This window comes from Microvirga terrestris (assembly GCF_015694425.1).
GTDB classification, from domain to species: Bacteria; Pseudomonadota; Alphaproteobacteria; order Rhizobiales; family Beijerinckiaceae; genus Microvirga; species Microvirga terrestris.
Map to the genome: position 1 here is coordinate 165,395 of NZ_JADQDN010000005.1, position 19,040 is coordinate 184,434.

Below are 19,040 nucleotides of genomic sequence, written 5' to 3' on the forward strand. Positions count from 1 at the left end.
GCTATTCCGCCAGGATCACCGCCGCATCCGGCGCGAAGGTGACATAGACTTGCTCATCCCACTCAATGGGGTTCTCGACAAAGCGGGAGGCGTTGGCACGGGTGACGCGCAGGATCTCGCCGGTGGCGAGCTTCACCCGATAGACGGTCCAATCACCGAGATAGCCGATGTCCCACACCTCGCCGGTGAGCACATTGATGGCGCTAGGCCCCGGCGGATCCCGTTGGATCACCATCTTCTCAGGGCGTACGGCAATCGCCACGGCCTGGCCGGAATGCAGCACCTCGTCAGGATCGTCGATGGTGAGCGGTACTGCGGCCGAAGACGTCTTCACACGCCAGAGGCCGTTTTCCTGGCCCTGCACATGACCTTCGATGATGTTCACGTCGCCGACGAACTCAGCGATGAAACGGGTCTTCGGCTGCTCGTAGATCTCGCCGGGCGTGGCGACCTGCACGATCCGGCCGTGATCCATGACGGCGATACGGTCGGCCATGGTCATGGCCTCTTCCTGATCGTGGGTGACGACCACGAAGGTCATGTGGAGCTCATGCTGGATGTCCATGAGCTCGAACTGGGTTTCCTCCCGCAGCTTCTTGTCGAGGGCGCCGAGCGGCTCATCGAGGAGAAGAACCTTGGGCTTCTTGGCGAGGGCACGGGCGAGCGCCACCCGCTGACGCTGGCCGCCGGAGAGCTGGCTCGGGTAACGGCGGGCGAGCTTCTCGAGCTGGACGAGGCGCAGCATCTCGCCGACCCGGTCGGCGATCTGGTCCTTGGACATCCCATCCTGCTTGAGCCCGAAGGCGATGTTCTTCTCCACGCTCATGTGCGGGAAGAGTGCATAGGATTGGAACATCATGTTCACAGGCCTGCGATAGGGCGGCACGCCGGCCAGGTTCTGGTCGCCTAAGGTGATCGTGCCCTTGGTCGGGGTCTCGAAGCCGGCAAGCATGCGCATCAGGGTCGTCTTCCCGCAGCCGGAAGGGCCCAGCAGGCAGAAGAACTCGCCTTCGAAGATATTCAGGGAAAGATGATCGACCGCCGTGGAGTCGCCAAAACGTTTCGTGACGTTCTCGAAGCGGATCAGCGGTTTGGCATCAGGCTTCACCCAAGGGGCGAAGGAACGGCGCACCGCGCCGACGGAGGCGGATTGACGGGCTGGAGGAGGCAAGATGCTTGAACTTCACCTGTCTGAGGAAAAACCAGGGCGCAAGCTATGATGTTCAGGCTCCAAGAACAACATCTTAAAACCCCCGCGTCCCCACCCTCTTTGTGACCGAAGGGCGGAAACAGGGGAGAGGCTGCTTCCTTTGACCCCAGAGGCTGAAAAACAGCCACCCAAGAAAAAGCCCGGCATGAAGCCGGGCTGAAGTTTGGAGGTTAACTCAATGACCGCCGCCACCGCCGGCGGGAGCCGCCCGGGGCTTCTTGATGAACGGCAAGGCGAGGATCAGGCCTAGGAACAGGATCGTCAGCAGAAGGAACACATCCCCGAAGGCCATGACCATCGCCTCGCGGTGGACCATGTTGGACAGGGTCTTGATCGCAGCCGTGCCGGCATCCGGACCGAGGGACTGGAACTTCATGGTCATGGCGTTCAGGGTCTCGACCGCCGTCGAGCGGCCCCAGTTCACGCTCTCACGCAGGCGCTCGACGTGGAGGTCCAATCGATTGTTGATCCCCGTGTTGATGAGCGCCAGTCCGACCGCGCCGCCTAAGTTGCGGGTGAGGTTATAGAGGCCGGACGCGTTCTTGATCCTGTCTGGCGGCAGCGTACCGAGAGCGATGTTGTTGATCGGCACCATGCAGATCATCAGGCCGACACCGCGGAAGATCTGAGGAACGAACAGCTCCCAGAAATCCCAGTCCTTGGTCAGGCCGCTCATCATCCATGTGCCGAAGGCGAAGGCGGCAAAGCCGATGCCCATCATGACGCGCGGGTCCATCTTGCGGGACAGGATACCCGCCACCGGCGCCATCAGGAACATGGTCGCGCCTGACACGAACATGGTCTCGCCGATCTGCAGGGACGAATAGCCCCGCACGCTCCCCAAATAAACCGGGTAGAGATAGGTCAACCCATAGAGCCCGATGCCCATGACGAAGCTGAAGGACGAGCCTGCGAGGAAGTTGCGGTCGGCAAACGCACGCAGGTCGACGATCGGCTGCTTCGCCGTGAAGGCCCGGTAGAAGAAGCCCAAGCCGCCAACCACGCACACGATGGTGAGGATCAGCACCAGCTCATCCTGGAACCAGTCGTTCAGCGGCCCCTCTTCCAGCACATATTCGAGGCTGCCGAGAAAAGCCGCCATGAAGCCGAGACCCGCCCAGTCGAAGCTCTTGAAAAGGCCTAAGTTAGGCTCGTCGAAATCGACCAGCAGGTAGGTTGAGATCGTGACGAGGATGCCCGGCACGATGTTGACCAGGAACAGCCAGTGCCAAGAAAATATGTCAGTGAGATAGCCGCCGAGGGTCGGTCCGATGGTGGGTGCCAGCGTCGCCACGAGGCCGATGATCGGCGAGATGACCGGCCGCTTCTCCGGCGGAAAGATCGTGAAGGCCGAGGCAAAAACGGTCGGGATCATGCCGCCGCCGATGAAGCCCTGCAGCGCGCGATAGACGATCATCTGATCGATGTTCGTGGCCGTCGCGCACATGAAGCTCATGAAAGTGAAGCCGCCTGATGCGATCACGAACATCCAGCGCGTGGAGAGCACGCGCGAGAGCGTTCCCGACAGCGGGATCATGATCACCTCGGCGATCAGATAGCTCGTCTGGACCCAGGAGATTTCCTCCGACGATGCGGAGAGACCGGCCTGAATTTCCGCCAGCGAGGCGGAGACGATCTGAATGTCCAGAATCGCCATGAACATGCCGAAGACCATGCAGAAGAACGCGAAGGTCCGGCGCCCGCTCACAGGCGCCGGCTTTGCGGCTAGCATGGGTCCTTGCTTGGTCGGGATGGCAGCCGATGCGGCCATGGGTGCTTACTCTTTGAGGCTGGCGGTCTTCTCAGTGTCGGCCGATGTGCGCGTATCCACATCGACCACCACGGACAGGCCGGGACGCAGGATGCCCTGCTGGACGATCTCCGGGTTGACGGAGACGCGCACGGGCACGCGCTGAACGATCTTGGTGAAGTTGCCGGTGGCATTCTCCGGAGGCAGCAGGCTGAAGACGGCGCCCGAGGCCGGCGAAACGCTCTCGACTGTTCCGACGACATCGGAATCCGGGAACGCATCGACCTCGATATGCACCTTTTGGCCAACCTTCAGGGAAGCTATCTGCGTCTCCTTGAAGTTGGCGTCCACATGCACGCTCGTCAGCGGCACGAGGGCCGCAAGCCGAGCGCCGGGCTGCACATAGGTGCCGACCTCCATGGCCTTGTTGCCGATCACGCCATCGACCGGGGCGCGGATCTCCGTAAAGGTGAGGTCACGCTCCGCCTTCTGGACAGAAGTCTGCTCCTCGGCCGCGACGCGCTGGGCCTCGTTCTGCTGTGCGGCCAGAACATCGACATTCGACTTGGCAGCGGCAAGTGCGGCTTCTGCGCTCTGCACATTGGCCTGTGCCCGATCACGGGTGGCCTTGGCGTTCTCGAGAGCGGCCCGGCTTGTGAAGTCGGAGCGGGCGAGTTGCTGCTGGCGGGCATAGTCGCTCTCGGCGCGCTCGGCCTCCGCTTTTGCAGCGGCGATCTGCGCCTGAGCCTGCGCCACAGAGGCGCGACCAGCCTCGATCTGGCGGCCGATGCGCGTGACGGCGCTCTGCTGAGTCGCGAGCTTGTCCTTGGCAGACTGGAGGGCGAAGCGGTAATCGCCGTCGTCGATCCTGGCGATCAGGTCGCCGGCCTTGACGCTCTGGTTGTTGGTAACGGCAACCGATTCAACATAGCCGGACACCTTGGCCGACAGGATCGTGATGTCTGCCTGCACATAGGCATCTTCGGTCGAAACCATGAAGCGCCCGTTCGTCCACCACTCATGGCCCTCATAGGCGCCAAAAGTCAGCGCGGCCGCCAGAACAGCAAGGATTACAGGCTTCTTGCCGAGGCCCTTCTTCTTGGCTTCAGAGGCAGCCGCTTTCGGAGCGCCCTGATCAGGCTGGTGCGCTGGAACCTCCACAGCACCTTCGGGGACGCTCTTTGCGCCCGGCTCAAACTCTTGCCGATAAGCCATGTTAAACCTCTGCAAAGCCTGTAGAATCTATATGAACCGATTGCCAGACAGGCCTTGATCTCTGTTGTCTGCTGGCCATATATGAGTTGACCGAACCGTTCGGTCAATAGTCTAAAAGGGAATTTGTAGAAGTTATGAGCGCCGTGCATGACAGCACCCGGGATCGAGAGTTCTCGCCAACCGCCGAGGAGAATGCCGAGAGCGCCAAGCGCCGCCAGATCCTGGAAGGCGCCCGCAAGGTGTTTTTGGCTCAGGGGTTCGACGGCGCCAGCATGGGCGAAATCGCCAAGGTCGCCGGCGTCTCCAAAGGCACGCTCTATGTTTATTTCGACAGCAAGGAAAGCCTGTTCGAGGCCCTGACCACGGAAGAGAAGCGGGGCTTGGCGGAAGTGCTGTTCAAGCTCGACCCTGATGACCCCGACGTTCGCGGAGTCCTGCGAAATCTCGGCCTCATCTATTTGCGCCGCATGGGCAAGCCCGAGCATATCTCGTCGATCCGGATGGTCATGGGCGCGGCGGAGAAGTTCCCGCGTCTGGGTCAGGCCTTCTATGAGGCCGGCCCCTGCCAGGGCATCGCCCGGCTCAAGGCCTATTTCGACCGGCAGGTCGAAGCGGGACGGCTTTCTATAGAAGACACGGAAATTGCTGCCCAGCATTTCCTCGATCTCTGCGTCTCCGGCATGCTGCGACGCCTACTCTTTTCCGTCGGCGAACCGCCGGCCGAAGCTCAGATCCAGAAGAACGTGGAGAACGCCCTGCGGGTCTTCTTCGCGGCTTATGGGCCGGATGCTCCGAAACAATAAGCATCGACTGGAGCTTCCCCGCCGCCTTGCCCTTCACTAGTCTGTCTCCGCAGGCGGCGGAGAGCGGGCGATGGGGAAGCGTGAGGGCAGCGAAGCAGGACACGTCGTGGCCTTTGCCGGGATGGCGCTGATCTGGGGCCTGACCTGGCTTCCGATGAAGATCGCCTCCGAGGCGGTGCCGCCGATCTTCCTGGCGTTGATGCGCTTCCTGCTCGCGAGCCTCTGCTACCTCGCCTTCATTCTCATCAAGGGGCTGCCGTTGAAGATGGCGCAGCCGGGGCGGGTCATCGTCGCGTCGGTTCTCATCACGACCGGCTGCTACAGCCTGCTGTTCTGGGGCGTGGCCCGGGCGCCGACCGGCCTGTCGTCCATCGTCAATCTCTCCCTGATGCCGATCTTTGTGATCCTCATTGGCGCCCTCTACGGCCAGGAGCGGATTATGCCCCGCAGGCTGGGAGCCATCGCGCTTGGCGTCCTCGGTCTCGTGATGCTCTTCTCCGGACGGACCGGCTCTTCACAGGATGGCGCCCTGGTCGGCCTCGCCGCTGTGGCCCTGGCAACCTTGAGCTATGCCTGGGGCGGTGTGGTGAGCCGGCCGCTGATGCAGACCATGCATCCGATCACCCTCGCCTTCTGGGAGACGAGCATCGGTGCACTCGGCCTCATCCCGGTTTCGCTCGTGGTAGAGGGGTATGATCCGGCCTACTTCGCGGGGCTCACCGACGGACGGGCGATCATGGGCCTCACGATCCTGGTCCTCGGCGGGTCGCTCGGAGGGTTCTCGATCTATCTCTGGCTGGTGCGCGACTGGGGCGCCTTCCGGGCCGGGCTGTACTCCTTCGTCAGCCCCGTCGTGGCGGTCGCCGTCGGCGTCGCCTTCGCCAATGAGGCCTTCGGCTGGCCGGAAGCCATCGGGATGGCCGTGATGCTGTCTGCTACGGCTCTCGCCCTTACCGAGGGCAAGCGTGCCGCGATATCGGCCTAATGATCGGTCCTAAAGGCCTCGGCCACCCGGGCCTTGAGCACATCCGGCTGGCGCAGGATCAGAGCGCCTCGGGTCCGCTCGATCAGGCCCTCCTGGGACAACATCGTGAATTCACGAGTGATCTGCTCGCGGCGACACCCGATGCGGGCGGCCACGATATGATGGAAGGGCGGCGGCGTGATCACCCGCTCTCCGGACTTGTCCGTTCGCGGCGTCGACAGCCGCAGGAGCTCCGAATAGAGCCGGTGCCGCAGATCGAGAACCGTCTGCTCCATGAAGCGGGCATTCAGCTCGCGGATGCGGGAGGCCATGAGGCAGAACAGGCGCTCGGCCACGGGCTGGTGGGAGAACAGCATCTCCTTGAAGACGGAAGCCGGCATCACGCAGGCCTCACCTCGAGTCAGCGCCGTGACATTGGCCGATCTGGGAACGCCGTCGAGGGCGGCCAGCTCGCCGAACAGGTCGCCGGGCTTCATCTCGTGGAGGATGACTTCCTTGCCGGAGGCCGTGCGCATGAGAACCCGCACCTCCCCGGAGAGAAGGAAATACACGTCCGTTGAAGGCTCGTCGAAGTCGACGACGACTTCCTCAGGGTCGAAGCGACGCCAATTGGCCCGCGTCTCGAACGGCGCAAGGTCTATCTCCAGCCCCTTGAATAACTTGATCCCAGTGAGCCGACCCATGGGTTTCCTCCCTGCACGATATCTTGGCTATACCATAGATCCCGTACTTTTTGTACGGAAGAGATGCCTTATCCCTTTGTCAAGTCTTCAGTATCTTGTCACTGGCGATTCCGGCTATCGCACAGGCTTTGTTCGCGGCACCGGCAGAGCGTGAAGCCGCCCAGACACCTTGCCAGCACGGCTTTCCCGCGCCAAAAGGCGGCATGCTTCACGTCAACGACCTGACCTACCGCATCGGCGACCGGCTGATCCTCGACCACGCCTCCTTCAACCTGCCCGACGGTGCGAAGGTGGGGCTTGTCGGGCGCAACGGTGCCGGCAAGACCACCCTGTTCAAGATCATCCAGGGCGATCTCGCCACCGAGAGTGGCAGCGTCACCCTGCCCCGGGGCATGAAGATCGGTGCCGTGGCCCAGGAGGCGCCGGGCGGCCCCGAGACCCTGATCGAGGTGGTGCTGGCGGCCGACAAGGAGCGGGCTGCCCTCCTCACCGAGGCCGAAACCGCCGATGGCCTCCGCAGGGCCGAGATCGAGATGCGGCTCACCGACATCGACGCTCATTCAGCCCCTGCTCGCGCGGCCGCCATCCTCCATGGACTTGGCTTCGACGCCGAGGCGCAGAAACGGCCCTGCTCGGACTTTTCCGGCGGCTGGCGCATGCGCGTGGCCCTTGCCGCCGTGCTCTTCACCGAACCCGACCTGCTGCTGCTCGACGAGCCGACCAACTACCTCGACCTGGAGGGCACGCTCTGGCTCTACGATTATCTCGGGCGCTATCCCCATACCGTGCTGGTCATCAGCCACGACCGCGAACTGCTCGACACCTGCGTCAACCACATCCTCCATCTGGACCGGGGCAAGCTCGCGATCTATCGCGGCGGCTATACCTCATTCGCCAAGCAATACGCCGAAAAGCGCGAGCTCACCGCAAAAGCGGCCGCCAAGCAGGAGGCCGAGCGCAAGCACCTGCAGGCCTTCGTGGACCGCTTCAAGGCCAAAGCCTCCAAGGCCCGGCAGGCCCAGTCCCGCGTCAAGCGGCTCGAGAAGATGGAGGCCATCACCACCATCGTGGAAGACGACGTTCTGCCCTTCAATCTGCCGGGTCCGGAGCGGCCCGCTGCGCCACCACTAATTACGGTGGAGAGCGGCGCCGTCGGCTATGGCGAGCGCATCATCCTCGACCGCCTCAACCTGACGATCTCGCCGGACGACCGGATCGCGCTCCTCGGCTCCAACGGCAATGGCAAGTCCACCTTCTGCAAGCTCATCGGCGGAAGGCTGGCGCCCATGAAGGGCGAGATGCGCACGCCAACCCGCATGGATGTCGCCTATTTCGCCCAGCACCAGCTCGATGAGCTGAACCCGAAGGCGACCGCCTATGACCATGTGGCTGAGCGCATGCCGGACACGCCCGTCGCCAGGATCCGCGCCCGCACGGCGCAGATCGGCTTTCCGGGCGCGAAGGCCGACACGCCTGTCTCCGCCCTCTCCGGCGGCGAGAAGGCGCGCCTGCTCATGGGTCTTGCCGCCTTCAACGGCCCTCACCTGCTCATCCTCGACGAGCCGACGAACCATCTCGACATCGACAGCCGCACGGCCCTGATGGAGGCGATCAACGATTATACGGGCGCGGTTATCCTGGTGAGCCACGATCGCTTCCTGATCGAGGCTTGCGCCGATCGCCTCTGGATCGTCGGCAACGGCAGCGTGAAGCCGTTCGACGGCGACATGGACGATTACCGCCAGCTCGTTCTCTCGGGAGAGCTCGATCCGCAGAAGCGTTCCGACAAGCCGCAGGCTCCGATCGCTTCCAAGACCGACGAGCGCCGGGCCGCCGCCGAGCGCCGGGCAGCGCTCGCCCCCCTGCGCAAAAAGCTGGAGGCGCTCGAGAACCGGATGGCGAAACTTACGGACGTTATCGGCAAGGTCGATTCAGCCCTTGCTGACGGTACCGCCTTCCAGAAGGATCCGGCAAAGGCATCCGAGCTGTCCAGAATGCGCGCGGAGGCCGCGTCAACCCTGGAAACAGTCGAGGAGGAGTGGCTGGCCCTGAGCAGTGAGATCGAGGAGGCGGGCGTTTAGGAGCAGCCTGGCCCTACTCCCCCAGAGCAGTGTAGCTACCTCCTCGGAGTGCACCCAAAATCGAAGCATGATCGTAAGCTGATCTTAGCCTTTGGGGGTGGCTGACCATGAAAATCCTGATTTCCGCCTGCACCGACAGGGCCTTCACGGGGGGCCTCATACCGATGGCCCATCTGACGATCGGATCGGCATCGGCCGTGAATGACAACGCGGCTCAGGCGCAATCCAAATGGAAGCTTCGTCTGCACCGGACACATTCTGCCGATCTGACACGGCAGGTTGCCTCTTAAGCCGGGTGCGGCGGAGCACATCGGGCTTTTCCGTCTCGGGCTAGCTTCCTGCTACCCTCGATGGAGGCTTCAATGGCTCAAATCCTGTCCTATTGCACCACGAAACTGTTCTCCCACGCCATTCTGCCGCTGGTGATGATCAAGCCGCAGCAGGTCGCAAGCGCCAATGACGACGATCCCCTGGCGCCGTTCCCGAGTGTGTGGCGGTAAGCATCCACCCCGGTTTTGAACACACGCCATTACTGCGGCGTTCATCATGAGAGGCGTATATTGGTACACCTGGAATGGAGAACGGACCATGTTTCGTGCAGTTTTGGCCACGGCTTTGCTCATCGGTGGCGCAATCGTCGGGATGCCGTCGGGGGCACAGGCGCAAGGATTGGTGCCTTGCGCTCGGGAGGACGGTTTCTGCCGCGTTCCCTATCCGACCCGTGTGATCTACGGCATTCCCGGTCGGAGCGTCGAGGTTTTCGTCCGGGACGGCGGCATTCCTTGTTCCAACCGGATGTTCGGCGATCCTGCTCCGGGCGTTGCCAAGCGATGCGCCTATATCGCCCGCGGGGCTGAGAGAGGCCCGAGACGATACGAGGAGCGGCCGAGAGGATACGACGACGGATATCGCAGGTCCTACCGCCAGTATGATCGTGGCCCGCAGGATTATTATGAAGACGGGTATGAGCGTCCCTACAGATCCTATGAGGTCTACTGAGCCGCGAAACTGACGGCCGATCCTCAACACAGATTCAAGTAGGCGAGCGTGCGGGACTGGCATGCTCGCCTTTTCGTTGATGGGGAGGATGTGCTCCACCTATCAACGAATGATGAAAAGGGTCACGCCATGTATCTTGTTGTAAGCCCAAATCTTCATCAATCGTTAATCATGATCTCAGTTAGCGGCTAAAGCAGCGGTTATACGCCCGATGAACGGACCGCCTTGCCAGCATTCAGCCGTCCCGTCCGATGATGCAGTCACCAGGGGTTAACCGCCCTATGGCACTACTTGGGCCTGATACCTTCGACGGGTTTTGCCATGAAAGCAGCCCGGCAACAGAAGACTGCGGAGACAACGATGGCGACCATCTACGGGGATGATTTCGACGAAACGATCGAAGGCTTCGATAGCTCAGACACCATCTACGGCTATGACGGCAATAATCTGATCTACGGCTGGGATGGGCACGATGATATCTATGGCGGCTGGGATCACGATACGATCGATGGCGGCTTCGGTGATGACTACATTATCGCGGGCGCCGGCCATGACGACCTTTACGGCGATGCAGGGTTCGACGATCTCTACGGCGGGTCCGGTCTCGATTATCTCTCCGGCGGCTTCGGTGACGATCTTCTGTCCGGCGGCACCGGACGCGACACGCTGGCCGGAGGTGCAGGAGAAGACGAATTCGTCTTCAAGAAAGGCGATTCCGGCCTCACGAAGAGCACGGCCGACACGATCATGGACTGGAACCGCTACGACGATTTCATCGACATGACGATCAAAGGAACGTCACGCAACTACCGTGAGGTCAAGACGGATGCGTATTCCATCGCAACCGCCGCCTCCGATGCCGACTTCCTGTTCGGTGACACGAATGTCAGACACGTGTTCCTGTACAACCCCAAGACGGACAAGGGCTTCCTGATCTCCGACCTCAATGCGGACGGCTATTTCGAGACAGGCGTCGTGCTCAAGAATGCCGGACTGGCATCCGACATGAGGTTCGATTACATCATCTGAGACCGAACTTCTCGTGAACAAAAATGGCCGCACATATTGCGGCCATTTTTTGTTTGGAAGGCTCGAAGACGCTGACCCTTAAGGCTTCACGACCCGATCAAGCCTGTTGTTGACGAAGAAGTAGAGTTCGCGACCGCCGGGCTCGGAATAGAGCACCTGCACCTCGCGCTGGCCCTTGCCGCTCTCGCCCACGAGCACGTCCGTGGCGGGCTTGCCCTTCAGGCGCACGAGATCGCATTCGGCGATGCCGGGCTCGATGGCAGTCGCCGTGCCTGCGGACGTTCCGGTGCAGCGGCCATCGGGGCCGAGAACAGGACCGTCGATTTGCGGACCGATAGAGGCCGTCGGCGCAGGAGCCACGGGCGCTGCCACCGGCGATGCCGATTGGGTGCTGGTACACGCGGACAGGATTATCGCCGCAAGGGCTACACTCGACAGAACTCTTATACGCATTCCCATCAATCCTTGTTATCCGCCGCCCTCGCCTGCAGGGCCTCATCATAGAGCCGCTGCACATCGGCCTTGAAGGCCTGCCGTGACGCCTGCCGCGAATAGAACATGTGACCGCCTTCGTAAACTGTCAGGTCCACGCGCTTCCGAGGGCCGAGGTCGGGAAGCTGGTTCAGGAGCAATTGCGAGGCGAAGTAGGGCGTGACCAGATCGGTGAAGCCGTGGGTGACAAGGACGCGCATCTTGCCGTCAAGCGACAAGGCCTGCCGTAATTCTTCCAAATTCTCGGGACCATTGCGTCCGCTGCCCCAGCGCCATGCGCCGTTGACGGATCCGTTGAGCAGGCTGTAGCGCCCCTCCGCTTTATAATTCAGGGTGTGCGTCAGGTGATGAATAATCGCGCTCGACAAGGGTGCGGTCATAGCGTCGAGAACCGGATCCTCGAAACGGGAGACCTGGGCGTTCGGGTTCGGGTCGGCATTGGCCACGTTGGTATCGTAGGCGCTGACGATCTCGGACGAGCCGCGCCGCAATTCCCTCTGGGCAGCCCGCATGTCGATGCGTCCGGCCAAGCGCCGCGAGACTTCGAGGCTAAGCCCGCTCAGTTCGGCGACGCGCCGGCTGACACGCTCGACCGCCTCCTTGTCCTGGAGCCCGCGCATGAGATCGACGAGATACTCGCCGGACGCATAGACCTCCGCGTCCTTCAGCGCTTCGCGCGATACGGGGCCGTTCCGCGAAAGATTTGCCGCCGCAAGCGAGGGCAGGATCGCTGCATTGATCCATGGTGCGCCGGCACCCTGGTCGAGCCAGTCAAAGTCAAAGACTGGCGAAACGAGAACGAGACCGCTGAACCCGATGCCCTGATCGCTCTGGAGCTTCTGGGCCAGTAAAGGCCCCCGGAAACCGCCATAGCTTTCGCCGGCAAAGAATTTCGGCGACGTGAGCCGGTTCTTCTCCTTGAGCCAGCGCATGACGAAGGCGGCCAGTCCGTCGATATCGCCCTGAACGGAGTAGAACCGCTCCCGCACCTGGTCGCCGCCGACCACCCGGCTGTAGCCGGTCCCCGGCGGATCGATGAAGACGAGATCGGTAAAATCAAGCCAGGTCTCGGCATTGGGGACAAGGGTCGGAGAGGCCGAGGGGCTGATCGTCGGGCCATCGAGTGGCAAGAGCCAAGGCCCGACGGCGAGAAGATGCAGATAGGCCGAGGACGCGCCAGGACCGCCATTCACCGCAAAGGTCACCGGGCGGGTCACAGCGTCGGCATCGTCGCGCGTATACGCGACGAATCCGATCTCCGCCTGCGGCGCGCCCTGCGGGTCGGCCAGGGTCAGATGCCCGGCCGTTGCGGTAAACGATAGCGTCCGGCCAGGAAGTTGAAGCGTATGCCGGGTGACCGATTCCGGCGGCAGCGCCTGCGCGTCCCTGGCCTCGGGTCGGGGCCGACGCTGTTCCTGTTGCTGCCCTTGCGGCGGCTGTTCCTGGGCTCCGGCTCCAAGAGGCGCGACGAGTGACAGAAACAGGGCGGCGTAGAGAGGAAGGCGCAGCTTTCGGGTCATCGGAACATCCTTGTGGATGCCGTGAAACTGGAGGATTTGCTCCCTACGGCAAGCGTTGGGAAGATGAAGTCTTCGTGTGCGAGCTCTATGCAGGTGCGTTCCTATTGGTGACTTGGACTTTGTGCGGCCTGTTCATGTTCAAAGAAGGCCTTGGCGTCATCGCGGAAAGCCTTTCGGGATCCTTCTCGCGTATAGAACATATGATTTCCGCCATAGAGCTTGAAATCCAAGCGCCTTGGTTGACCCACATCAAGCTGGGAGGAAAGCACTTTCGTCGCATAATAAGGAGTCGTCAGATCGCTTGCCCCATGGGCAATCAGAACTCTCATACTTCTGTCAGCGCTCATTGCTTGCTGGAGTGTCGAGAGAGCCTCAACACCATAGCGCCCGTTATTCCATCTCCAGGTTCTCGTTAATTCATAATCGATGACTTTGTATTGCTCACTTGTTCGGAACTTCAGCATATTCATGAAATATCCATTCATCTCACCAGAGAGAATGCGGGTCACATACTCAAGGTCATGGTCCTCTGAATATGCAATAGTCCCTTTCGCTTCATAGACGTTGTAGGAGCCTAGATTCGGTGCTGGTTTCCGCTCCAAATCCCGGACAAAGCCCTGCACATCGACACGGCCCTTTGAGATTCTCGTCAAACTAGGCTGGATACCTGTCAGCTTTTCAATCCTCTGGGCAATACGCTCGATAGCCTGTGTGTCCTCCACTCCCCGCAATAAATCCGAAATATACTCCCCTGATGCATAAGCTTCAGCGTCCTGGAGAAGCTCAGGGGTCAAGGATGAGTTTCGCTCAGCCCATATCGCTGCGAGGCTCGGAAGGATCGATGCACTGACCCACGGGGGATAAATCACACGACCGAATGGCAAGAGATCAAAGTCGAGAGCAGGCGAAACAAGAATCAATCCCGCGAAATACTTGAGCGTATCAAGTTGAAGCTTTCGAGCCAGAAGAGGCCCGCGAAAGCCGCCGTAGCTCGCTCCCACAAAATATATCGGTGAGCGTTGGCGGTTCCGGTCCCTCAGCCATCTTCGTATGAAATCCGCAAGAGCATCGATATCGCCATCAACAGAACGGAAATACTGCCGCATCCTCTCGCCGCCGGTGACGCGACTATAACCGGTGCCAGGCGGATCAATGAAGACGAGGTCCGTGAAATCGAGCCAGCTTTCTGGATTCTGCTGCAGAGTCGAAAGGCTTGTCGAGTAGCGTGATCCGTCCAGAGGCGTGCGCCATGGGCCTATTGCCAACAGATTCAGGTATGCCGATGACGCCCCAGGACCACCATTCATGATGAAGGCAACCGGACGTATGGCCGGATCAGCATTGTCCTTCGTAAACGTAACAGAGGCAATCTCGGCTCTTGGCCCGCCCTCGGATTCGGTGAAGACGTAATTCTCCGCAATCGCAGTAAAATCTATTGCTCCCCCGGCAAGCTGAAGTAAATGCCGCGTCGCATAGCTTTGAGAAAGCTTCTCGATCTGAACAGTTGATGCACCCGGGGGAGCAGCTTTCAGGTCTCGGTTTTGAGCCTGCGCCTTCCCACCATGCAAAAGCGCGGCAATCAGAATGATGAAGAGGGGACGTATGATTGTGATCAAGAAAGCCTTCTAAGCGAAATCCAGCTTGACGAAACACAACTACATAACGCTTGATTGCTCAAGACCGCTGACACGATTTCTCATCGCAAAGAAAGGACTATCACGCCTTCCGCTGCCAGCGGCCGCTCTCGTCCTGCTGCCAATAGGTCGCGTCGTGCCCCCCTTCCTTTACCGCGCGCCACTGGTCACGGGCGAAGGCGAGCGCCTGGATGTCGTTGCCGTCGAACAGGATCGCCAGGCGCTGGTAGGCGGCCATGTCCTCCGGCAGGTCAGCACCTTCCACGAGAAAGCGGATGGAGGCGCCGTTGGGATTGACGCCCGATAGGGTGATGAGGATCGGCTGGTCCGCCGCATGAGCCTCCCTGTCCGTGCCATGCGGCAGGAAGCTCTCGTCCGTGAAGGTCCACAGGTGATCGTCGAGGGCGGACAGGCGCTCCTCGGTCGTCACCTGAATCACCGCGCGCCACCCCCGCTCCAGCGTCTTCTGCAGGAGCGTGGGCAGCACGGCCTCGAGCGGCTGCTGCTGGAGATGATAGAAAAGGACCTCGGTCATAATACTCCTGTCATCCCGGACGAACGTAGTGAAGATCCGGGATCGTTATCAGGATCTATCGCCATTCTCGTCCAGCGATCCCGGGTTCTGCTTCGCAGCCCCAGGATGACGCTTTGCCGGCTCACGCCTCGTAGTGATCGCGCACGAGCCGATCGAGGAGGCGCACGCCCCAGCCCGAGGCCCAGCCCTTGTTGATCTCGTTCTGCGGCGAGCCCATGGCCGTCCCGGCGATGTCGAGATGGGCCCAGGGCACGTCGTTGACGAAGCGCTGGAGCAGCGCCGCAGCTGTGCTCGACCCGCCGAAGCGACCGGCCGAGTTCTTCATGTCGGCGAACTTGGATTCGATCATCTTGTCGAACTCAGGCCCCAGCGGCATGCGCCAGACCCGCTCGCCCGTCGCCTTGCCGGCGATCGTCAGGCGTTCGGCCAGTTCGTCGTTGTTGGAGAACAGGCCGGCATATTCCTGGGCCAGCGCCACCATGATGGCGCCCGTGAGGGTCGCGAGGTCGATCATGAACTTCGGCTTGAAGCGGTCCTGGACGTACCAGAGCACGTCGGCCAGCACGAGGCGGCCTTCCGCATCAGTGTTGATGATCTCGATGGTCTGGCCCGACATGGTGGTGACGATGTCGCCCGGGCGCTGGGCATTGCCGTCAGGCATGTTCTCCACGAGGCCGATGGCGCCGACCACGTTTGCCTTGGCCTTGCGGCTCGCCAGGGCATGCATGAGCCCGACCACGCAGGCGGCGCCCGCCATGTCACCCTTCATGTCCTCCATGCCGGCGCCTGGTTTGATCGAGATGCCGCCGGTGTCGAACACGACGCCCTTGCCGACGAAGGCGATGGGCTTGTCACTGGCCTTACCGCCGTTCCAGCGCATGATGGCGACACGGCCGCCGCGCACGGAACCCTGAGCCACGCCGAGCAGCGCCCCCATGCCGAGCTTCTTCATAGCCTTGTCGTCGAGAATCTCGACCTCGACGCCAAGCTTGGTCAGAGCCTGGGCGCGGGCAGCGAACTCCTGTGGTCCCAGGACGTTCGGCGGCTCGTTGACGAGATCGCGGGCGATGATGACGCCCTGCTGGGTACCCTCGCGGGTCTTATAAGCCTTCTTGGCTGCCGCGGGATCGGCCACGCTGAAGACCAGCCGTCCGGCGCCCTTGCCGTTGTCATCGTCCTTTTTCTTCGTCCTGTAGCGGTCGAAGCTGTAGCGCCGAAGGCCAACGCCAACCGCGATGTCGGCCACTGCCTCTGGGGTAACCTCGATTTCAGGCAGGTCCAGAACCACCGTCGCGAGCTTGCCGTTGACCTTGCCGGCGATCAGGCCTCCCAGCTGAACGAAGTCCACGTCGCTCCGGTCCTTCTCGCCTCCTAGGCCGATGACGACCAGCCGATCGACCGAGAGGCCGGAGGGGATCAGAACCGACATGGCAGACTTGGCCTTGCCCTTGAAGCTTTCCGCAGCGGCAGCCTTGGCGATCAGATCGACGCCCTTCGGTCCGAGCTGCTTGGCCACGGCAGAGGAGGGCTTGAGATTCTCTCCGACGAAGACGATGAGATCGCCGGATTCGACCTTACCATGGGCTTGGAAGTCGATCTTTAAGCTGTCGGCCATGAAATCCTCTTTGTTCTGGTGCATGTCCGGTCTTAGGGCCGGCTGCGACGCTGATGCGCGATAGTGACGGTTGGGACATATATCATATTGCGTGTACGGCTACGGGAAAGCTGCCGTTAAATCGGCGCAATCCCGGGCTGTTGAAAACGGCCGTCTTGCCTGAGACTGTCCGACACGATACCCAGGGCGCAACCGCCCGGGGGCGAAGGGCCTTATGACACTTCTCGAACGCTACATCCTGAAAATCACATTCAGCGCCTTCGCCGCGTGCCTGCTCGCCCTCACAGGGGTAATCTGGATCACGCAGGCCTTGCGGGAACTCGACCTGCTGACCGGCAAGGGCCAGACCTTCCTGATCTTTCTGACCGTGACCGGGCTCTCGCTGCCGGCCCTGATCAGCGTCATCGCGCCGGTCGCTTTTTTCCTCGCCACCATCTACACGCTGAACAAGCTGAACGGCGATTCCGAGCTGATCGTCATGAGCGCCGGTGGCATGCCCCCGGGGCGCCTGCTGCGGCCGTTCCTGGCGCTGGCGGCCTTCGTCTGCCTGGCCGTGGGCATCATCTCGATCCACATCATGCCGGCGAGCTTCCAGGAGATGCGCCAGCTGTTCACGAAGATCCGGGCCGACTTCGTGGGCACCATGGCCAAGGAAGGCCAGTTCATCAGCCTGGAGAACGGCATCACCTTTCATTACCGGGAGCGCCAGGGCGATTCCTTGCTCGGGATCTTCATGGAGGATCTCCGGGAGAAGAACAAAGCCATCGTCTATCTGGCCGAGCGGGGCCAGACCGCCGAGCAGAATGGGACGTCCTATCTCGTGCTCCAGAAGGGAAGCGTTCAGCGCAAGGAGCCCAACAGCCGCGATTCCTCCATTGTCGCCTTCGAGCGCTATGCGGTCGATCTCTCGGCCTTCAACAAGGAGGGCGGAGAGGTCGTTTACAAGCCGCGGGAGCGCAGCACCCTGCAGCTTCTTTTCCCCGATAAGAGTGAACCGATCTACCGGGAACAGTCGGGGCGGTTCCGGGCCGAACTTCATGAGCGTCTGTCCTCCTGGCTCTACCCGCTCGCCATGATGATGATCGCCTTCGCGGCTCTCGGGGAACCCCGCACGACCCGCCAGGGCCGTGGCATGGCAATTGCCAGCGCAGTTGTGGCGATCGTGCTGATGCGGATCCTCGGCTTTGCCGCTTCGAGCGGCGTGGCCCGGACCTCAGCAGCGGTCATCGCGATTTATGCCGTGCCGTTGGCAAGCATTCTCATCAGCCTGCTGCTGATCCTGCAAGGTTCTGCCATGCGGTCCACCCAGGCCAAGTTTCTGAGAATGCTCAACAATCTGTTGCTGGCACGCTCCCCCGCCACCCAGAAAGCCTGACCATGCTGATCGGCCGGACCCTTGGCTTATATTTCTCGCGGCAGTTTCTCAAGACCATTTTCCTGGTCTTCGCGACCGTCTTCACGCTCGTTTATACCCTGGACTTCGTGGAGCTCATGCGCCGGGCCGGTGATGCGCCGAGCGCAACGGCGGCTGTGATTGCGCAACTGGCCCTGTTCCGCACCCCGGCCATCGCCGAGCAGGTCATGCCGTTTGCCGTGCTGTTCGGCAGCATGGCGGCTCTCCTGCAGCTCAGCCGCAAGCTCGAACTGGTGGTGGCGCGGGCAGCGGGAATCTCCGCCTGGCAGTTCCTTCAGCCAGGGCTCCTGATCGCGGTGCTGATCGGAGTGCTTTCCGTTACGGTCTACAACCCCCTTTCCGCCGTCCTCAAGCAGCGCGCCTCGGCCTTGGAGACAAGCATCTTCTCCAGAAACGTCCAGACCCGGGAAAAGCCGATCTGGCTTCGCCAGAAGAGCCTGGACGGGCAAGCTATTTTTCGTGCGAACGGCTCAGCGACGAATGCTGCGACCCTCTATGACGTGACGGTCTATGTCTTCGACAATGACGGCGCGTTCAGCCATCGGGTCGAGTCCCGTGAAGCGAACCTGCATGAAGGCTTCTGGGAACTGAAAGACGCCAGGGTTCTGTCCGCAACCGAGGAGCCCCGATCCCACGACCGCTACCTGATCGCCTCGAGCCTGAAGCCCTCGGAGGTTCGACAGAGCTTCATCGACCCCGATGCGGTCCCGTTCTGGGAGCTGAAGGAAACGATCAGCCGGATGGAGCAGGCGGATATCAACGCCACCACCTATCAGCTCCATTACGACCTGCTTCTGGCCCGTCCCCTGCTCTTCATCGCCATGGTGTTTGTTGCCGCATCCGTCTCGTTAAGATTCTTTCGATTTGGCGGTGTGGCCATGATGGTTCTGGGTGGCGTCGCAGCCGGGTTCATGCTTTATGTCGCCACTGAGCTTATGGCGGAGCTTGGAGCCTCCGGAATCATCAGTTCGTTGGTTGCGGCCTGGTTCCCTGCTGTTGTAGGCAGTCTTTTAGGGACCTTGGCCTTATTGTACCAAGAGGACGGCTGACCGTTCTCAAAAAGAGTATTGCGAAG

Annotated in this window: 17 protein-coding genes; 8 read left to right on the forward strand and 9 right to left on the reverse strand. The window is 61.4% G+C overall.

Annotation, left to right across the window (positions count from 1 at the left end; genetic code table 11):
- Position 1: 1 nt before the first annotated feature.
- From I2H36_RS11980 to I2H36_RS11990, 3 genes are all read right to left on the reverse strand, one after another.
- The gene (locus tag I2H36_RS11980) at positions 2-1,171 is read right to left on the reverse strand and encodes an ABC transporter ATP-binding protein (RefSeq protein WP_210331054.1); all 1,170 of its coding nucleotides are present in this window, start codon (positions 1,169-1,171) and stop codon (positions 2-4) included.
- A 214-nt stretch (positions 1,172-1,385) separates the two neighbouring features.
- Positions 1,386-2,981: a DHA2 family efflux MFS transporter permease subunit gene (locus I2H36_RS11985; protein ID WP_196264132.1), complete on the reverse strand. Its 1,596-nt coding sequence runs from the start codon at positions 2,979-2,981 to the stop codon at positions 1,386-1,388.
- 6 nt (positions 2,982-2,987) lie between these two features.
- On the reverse strand, positions 2,988-4,175 hold the full coding sequence (locus I2H36_RS11990; RefSeq protein WP_196264133.1) for an HlyD family secretion protein: 1,188 nt from the start codon (positions 4,173-4,175) through the stop codon (positions 2,988-2,990).
- A 134-nt stretch (positions 4,176-4,309) separates the two neighbouring features.
- On the opposite strand from I2H36_RS11990, the gene I2H36_RS11995 reads away from it, so the two are divergent.
- A complete protein-coding gene (locus tag I2H36_RS11995) occupies positions 4,310-4,978 on the forward strand; it encodes a TetR/AcrR family transcriptional regulator (RefSeq protein WP_196264134.1) in 669 nt (222 codons plus the stop codon).
- A 70-nt stretch (positions 4,979-5,048) separates the two neighbouring features.
- Positions 5,049-5,963, forward strand: a complete 915-nt coding sequence (locus I2H36_RS12000; RefSeq protein WP_196264135.1) for a DMT family transporter — start codon at positions 5,049-5,051, stop codon at positions 5,961-5,963.
- On the opposite strand, the gene I2H36_RS12005 is transcribed toward I2H36_RS12000, so the two are convergent.
- Positions 5,960-6,646, reverse strand: coding sequence for a Crp/Fnr family transcriptional regulator (locus I2H36_RS12005; protein ID WP_196264136.1), 687 nt, complete (start codon positions 6,644-6,646; stop codon positions 5,960-5,962). The two genes, I2H36_RS12000 and I2H36_RS12005, sit on opposite strands and share 4 nt — an antisense overlap.
- Positions 6,647-6,849: 203 nt before the next feature.
- Between I2H36_RS12005 and I2H36_RS12010 the strand changes: the two genes are divergently transcribed.
- The 4 genes from I2H36_RS12010 to I2H36_RS12025 all read left to right on the forward strand — a co-directional run bounded on the left by I2H36_RS12010 (position 6,850) and on the right by I2H36_RS12025 (position 10,755).
- Entirely contained in the window at positions 6,850-8,727 is a 1,878-nt protein-coding gene (locus I2H36_RS12010) for an ABC-F family ATP-binding cassette domain-containing protein (RefSeq protein ID WP_196264137.1), read from the forward strand.
- A gap of 362 nt (positions 8,728-9,089) precedes the next feature.
- Complete coding sequence (locus I2H36_RS12015; RefSeq protein WP_196264138.1) at positions 9,090-9,227, forward strand: hypothetical protein; 138 nt, start codon at positions 9,090-9,092, stop codon at positions 9,225-9,227.
- Between the two features lie 88 nt (positions 9,228-9,315).
- Positions 9,316-9,726 (forward strand): hypothetical protein, encoded by a 411-nt coding sequence (locus I2H36_RS12020; RefSeq protein ID WP_196264139.1) that lies wholly within the window; start codon positions 9,316-9,318, stop codon positions 9,724-9,726.
- A gap of 360 nt (positions 9,727-10,086) precedes the next feature.
- The gene (locus I2H36_RS12025; RefSeq protein WP_196264140.1) at positions 10,087-10,755 is read left to right on the forward strand and encodes a calcium-binding protein; all 669 of its coding nucleotides are present in this window, start codon (positions 10,087-10,089) and stop codon (positions 10,753-10,755) included.
- A 78-nt stretch (positions 10,756-10,833) separates the two neighbouring features.
- On the opposite strand, the gene I2H36_RS12030 is transcribed toward I2H36_RS12025, so the two are convergent.
- The 5 genes from I2H36_RS12030 to I2H36_RS12050 form a co-directional block, all read right to left on the reverse strand.
- The gene (locus I2H36_RS12030; RefSeq protein WP_196264141.1) at positions 10,834-11,214 is read right to left on the reverse strand and encodes a hypothetical protein; all 381 of its coding nucleotides are present in this window, start codon (positions 11,212-11,214) and stop codon (positions 10,834-10,836) included.
- The gene (locus I2H36_RS12035) at positions 11,214-12,767 is read right to left on the reverse strand and encodes a S10 family peptidase (protein WP_196264142.1); all 1,554 of its coding nucleotides are present in this window, start codon (positions 12,765-12,767) and stop codon (positions 11,214-11,216) included. Before I2H36_RS12035 ends, I2H36_RS12030 begins: the two co-directional genes overlap by 1 nt.
- A gap of 101 nt (positions 12,768-12,868) precedes the next feature.
- Positions 12,869-14,383, reverse strand: a complete 1,515-nt coding sequence (locus I2H36_RS12040) for an alpha/beta fold hydrolase (RefSeq protein ID WP_196264143.1) — start codon at positions 14,381-14,383, stop codon at positions 12,869-12,871.
- 100 nt (positions 14,384-14,483) lie between these two features.
- Entirely contained in the window at positions 14,484-14,936 is a 453-nt protein-coding gene (locus tag I2H36_RS12045) for a DNA polymerase III subunit chi (protein ID WP_196264144.1), read from the reverse strand.
- Between the two features lie 121 nt (positions 14,937-15,057).
- Positions 15,058-16,551 carry a leucyl aminopeptidase gene (locus I2H36_RS12050; RefSeq protein ID WP_196264145.1) on the reverse strand — a complete coding sequence of 498 codons (1,494 nt, stop codon included), beginning with the start codon at positions 16,549-16,551 and terminating at the stop codon, positions 15,058-15,060.
- Positions 16,552-16,765: 214 nt separating this feature from the next.
- Here I2H36_RS12050 and lptF point away from each other — a divergent pair, with 214 nt between their 5' ends.
- Both lptF and lptG read left to right on the forward strand, forming a co-directional pair.
- Positions 16,766-17,926, forward strand: a complete 1,161-nt coding sequence (gene lptF / locus I2H36_RS12055) for an LPS export ABC transporter permease LptF (protein ID WP_196264146.1) — start codon at positions 16,766-16,768, stop codon at positions 17,924-17,926.
- Between the two features lie 2 nt (positions 17,927-17,928).
- Positions 17,929-19,014, forward strand: coding sequence for an LPS export ABC transporter permease LptG (gene lptG, locus I2H36_RS12060; RefSeq protein ID WP_196264147.1), 1,086 nt, complete (start codon positions 17,929-17,931; stop codon positions 19,012-19,014).
- Positions 19,015-19,040: the final 26 nt, after the last annotated feature.

Coding starts and splice junctions, on each gene's coding strand:
- I2H36_RS11985 (WP_196264132.1), bottom strand. CDS start 2,981: ATGGCCGCATCGGCTGCCATCCCGACCAAGCAAGGACCCATGCTAGCC.
- I2H36_RS11990 (WP_196264133.1), bottom strand. CDS start 4,175: ATGGCTTATCGGCAAGAGTTTGAGCCGGGCGCAAAGAGCGTCCCCGAA.
- I2H36_RS11995 (WP_196264134.1), top strand. CDS start 4,310: ATGAGCGCCGTGCATGACAGCACCCGGGATCGAGAGTTCTCGCCAACC.
- I2H36_RS12000 (WP_196264135.1), top strand. CDS start 5,049: ATGGGGAAGCGTGAGGGCAGCGAAGCAGGACACGTCGTGGCCTTTGCC.
- I2H36_RS12005 (WP_196264136.1), bottom strand. CDS start 6,646: ATGGGTCGGCTCACTGGGATCAAGTTATTCAAGGGGCTGGAGATAGAC.
- I2H36_RS12010 (WP_196264137.1), top strand. CDS start 6,850: ATGCTTCACGTCAACGACCTGACCTACCGCATCGGCGACCGGCTGATC.
- I2H36_RS12015 (WP_196264138.1), top strand. CDS start 9,090: ATGGCTCAAATCCTGTCCTATTGCACCACGAAACTGTTCTCCCACGCC.
- I2H36_RS12020 (WP_196264139.1), top strand. CDS start 9,316: ATGTTTCGTGCAGTTTTGGCCACGGCTTTGCTCATCGGTGGCGCAATC.
- I2H36_RS12025 (WP_196264140.1), top strand. CDS start 10,087: ATGGCGACCATCTACGGGGATGATTTCGACGAAACGATCGAAGGCTTC.
- I2H36_RS12030 (WP_196264141.1), bottom strand. CDS start 11,214: ATGGGAATGCGTATAAGAGTTCTGTCGAGTGTAGCCCTTGCGGCGATA.
- I2H36_RS12035 (WP_196264142.1), bottom strand. CDS start 12,767: ATGACCCGAAAGCTGCGCCTTCCTCTCTACGCCGCCCTGTTTCTGTCA.
- I2H36_RS12045 (WP_196264144.1), bottom strand. CDS start 14,936: ATGACCGAGGTCCTTTTCTATCATCTCCAGCAGCAGCCGCTCGAGGCC.
- I2H36_RS12050 (WP_196264145.1), bottom strand. CDS start 16,551: ATGGCCGACAGCTTAAAGATCGACTTCCAAGCCCATGGTAAGGTCGAA.
- lptF (WP_196264146.1), top strand. CDS start 16,766: ATGACACTTCTCGAACGCTACATCCTGAAAATCACATTCAGCGCCTTC.
- lptG (WP_196264147.1), top strand. CDS start 17,929: ATGCTGATCGGCCGGACCCTTGGCTTATATTTCTCGCGGCAGTTTCTC.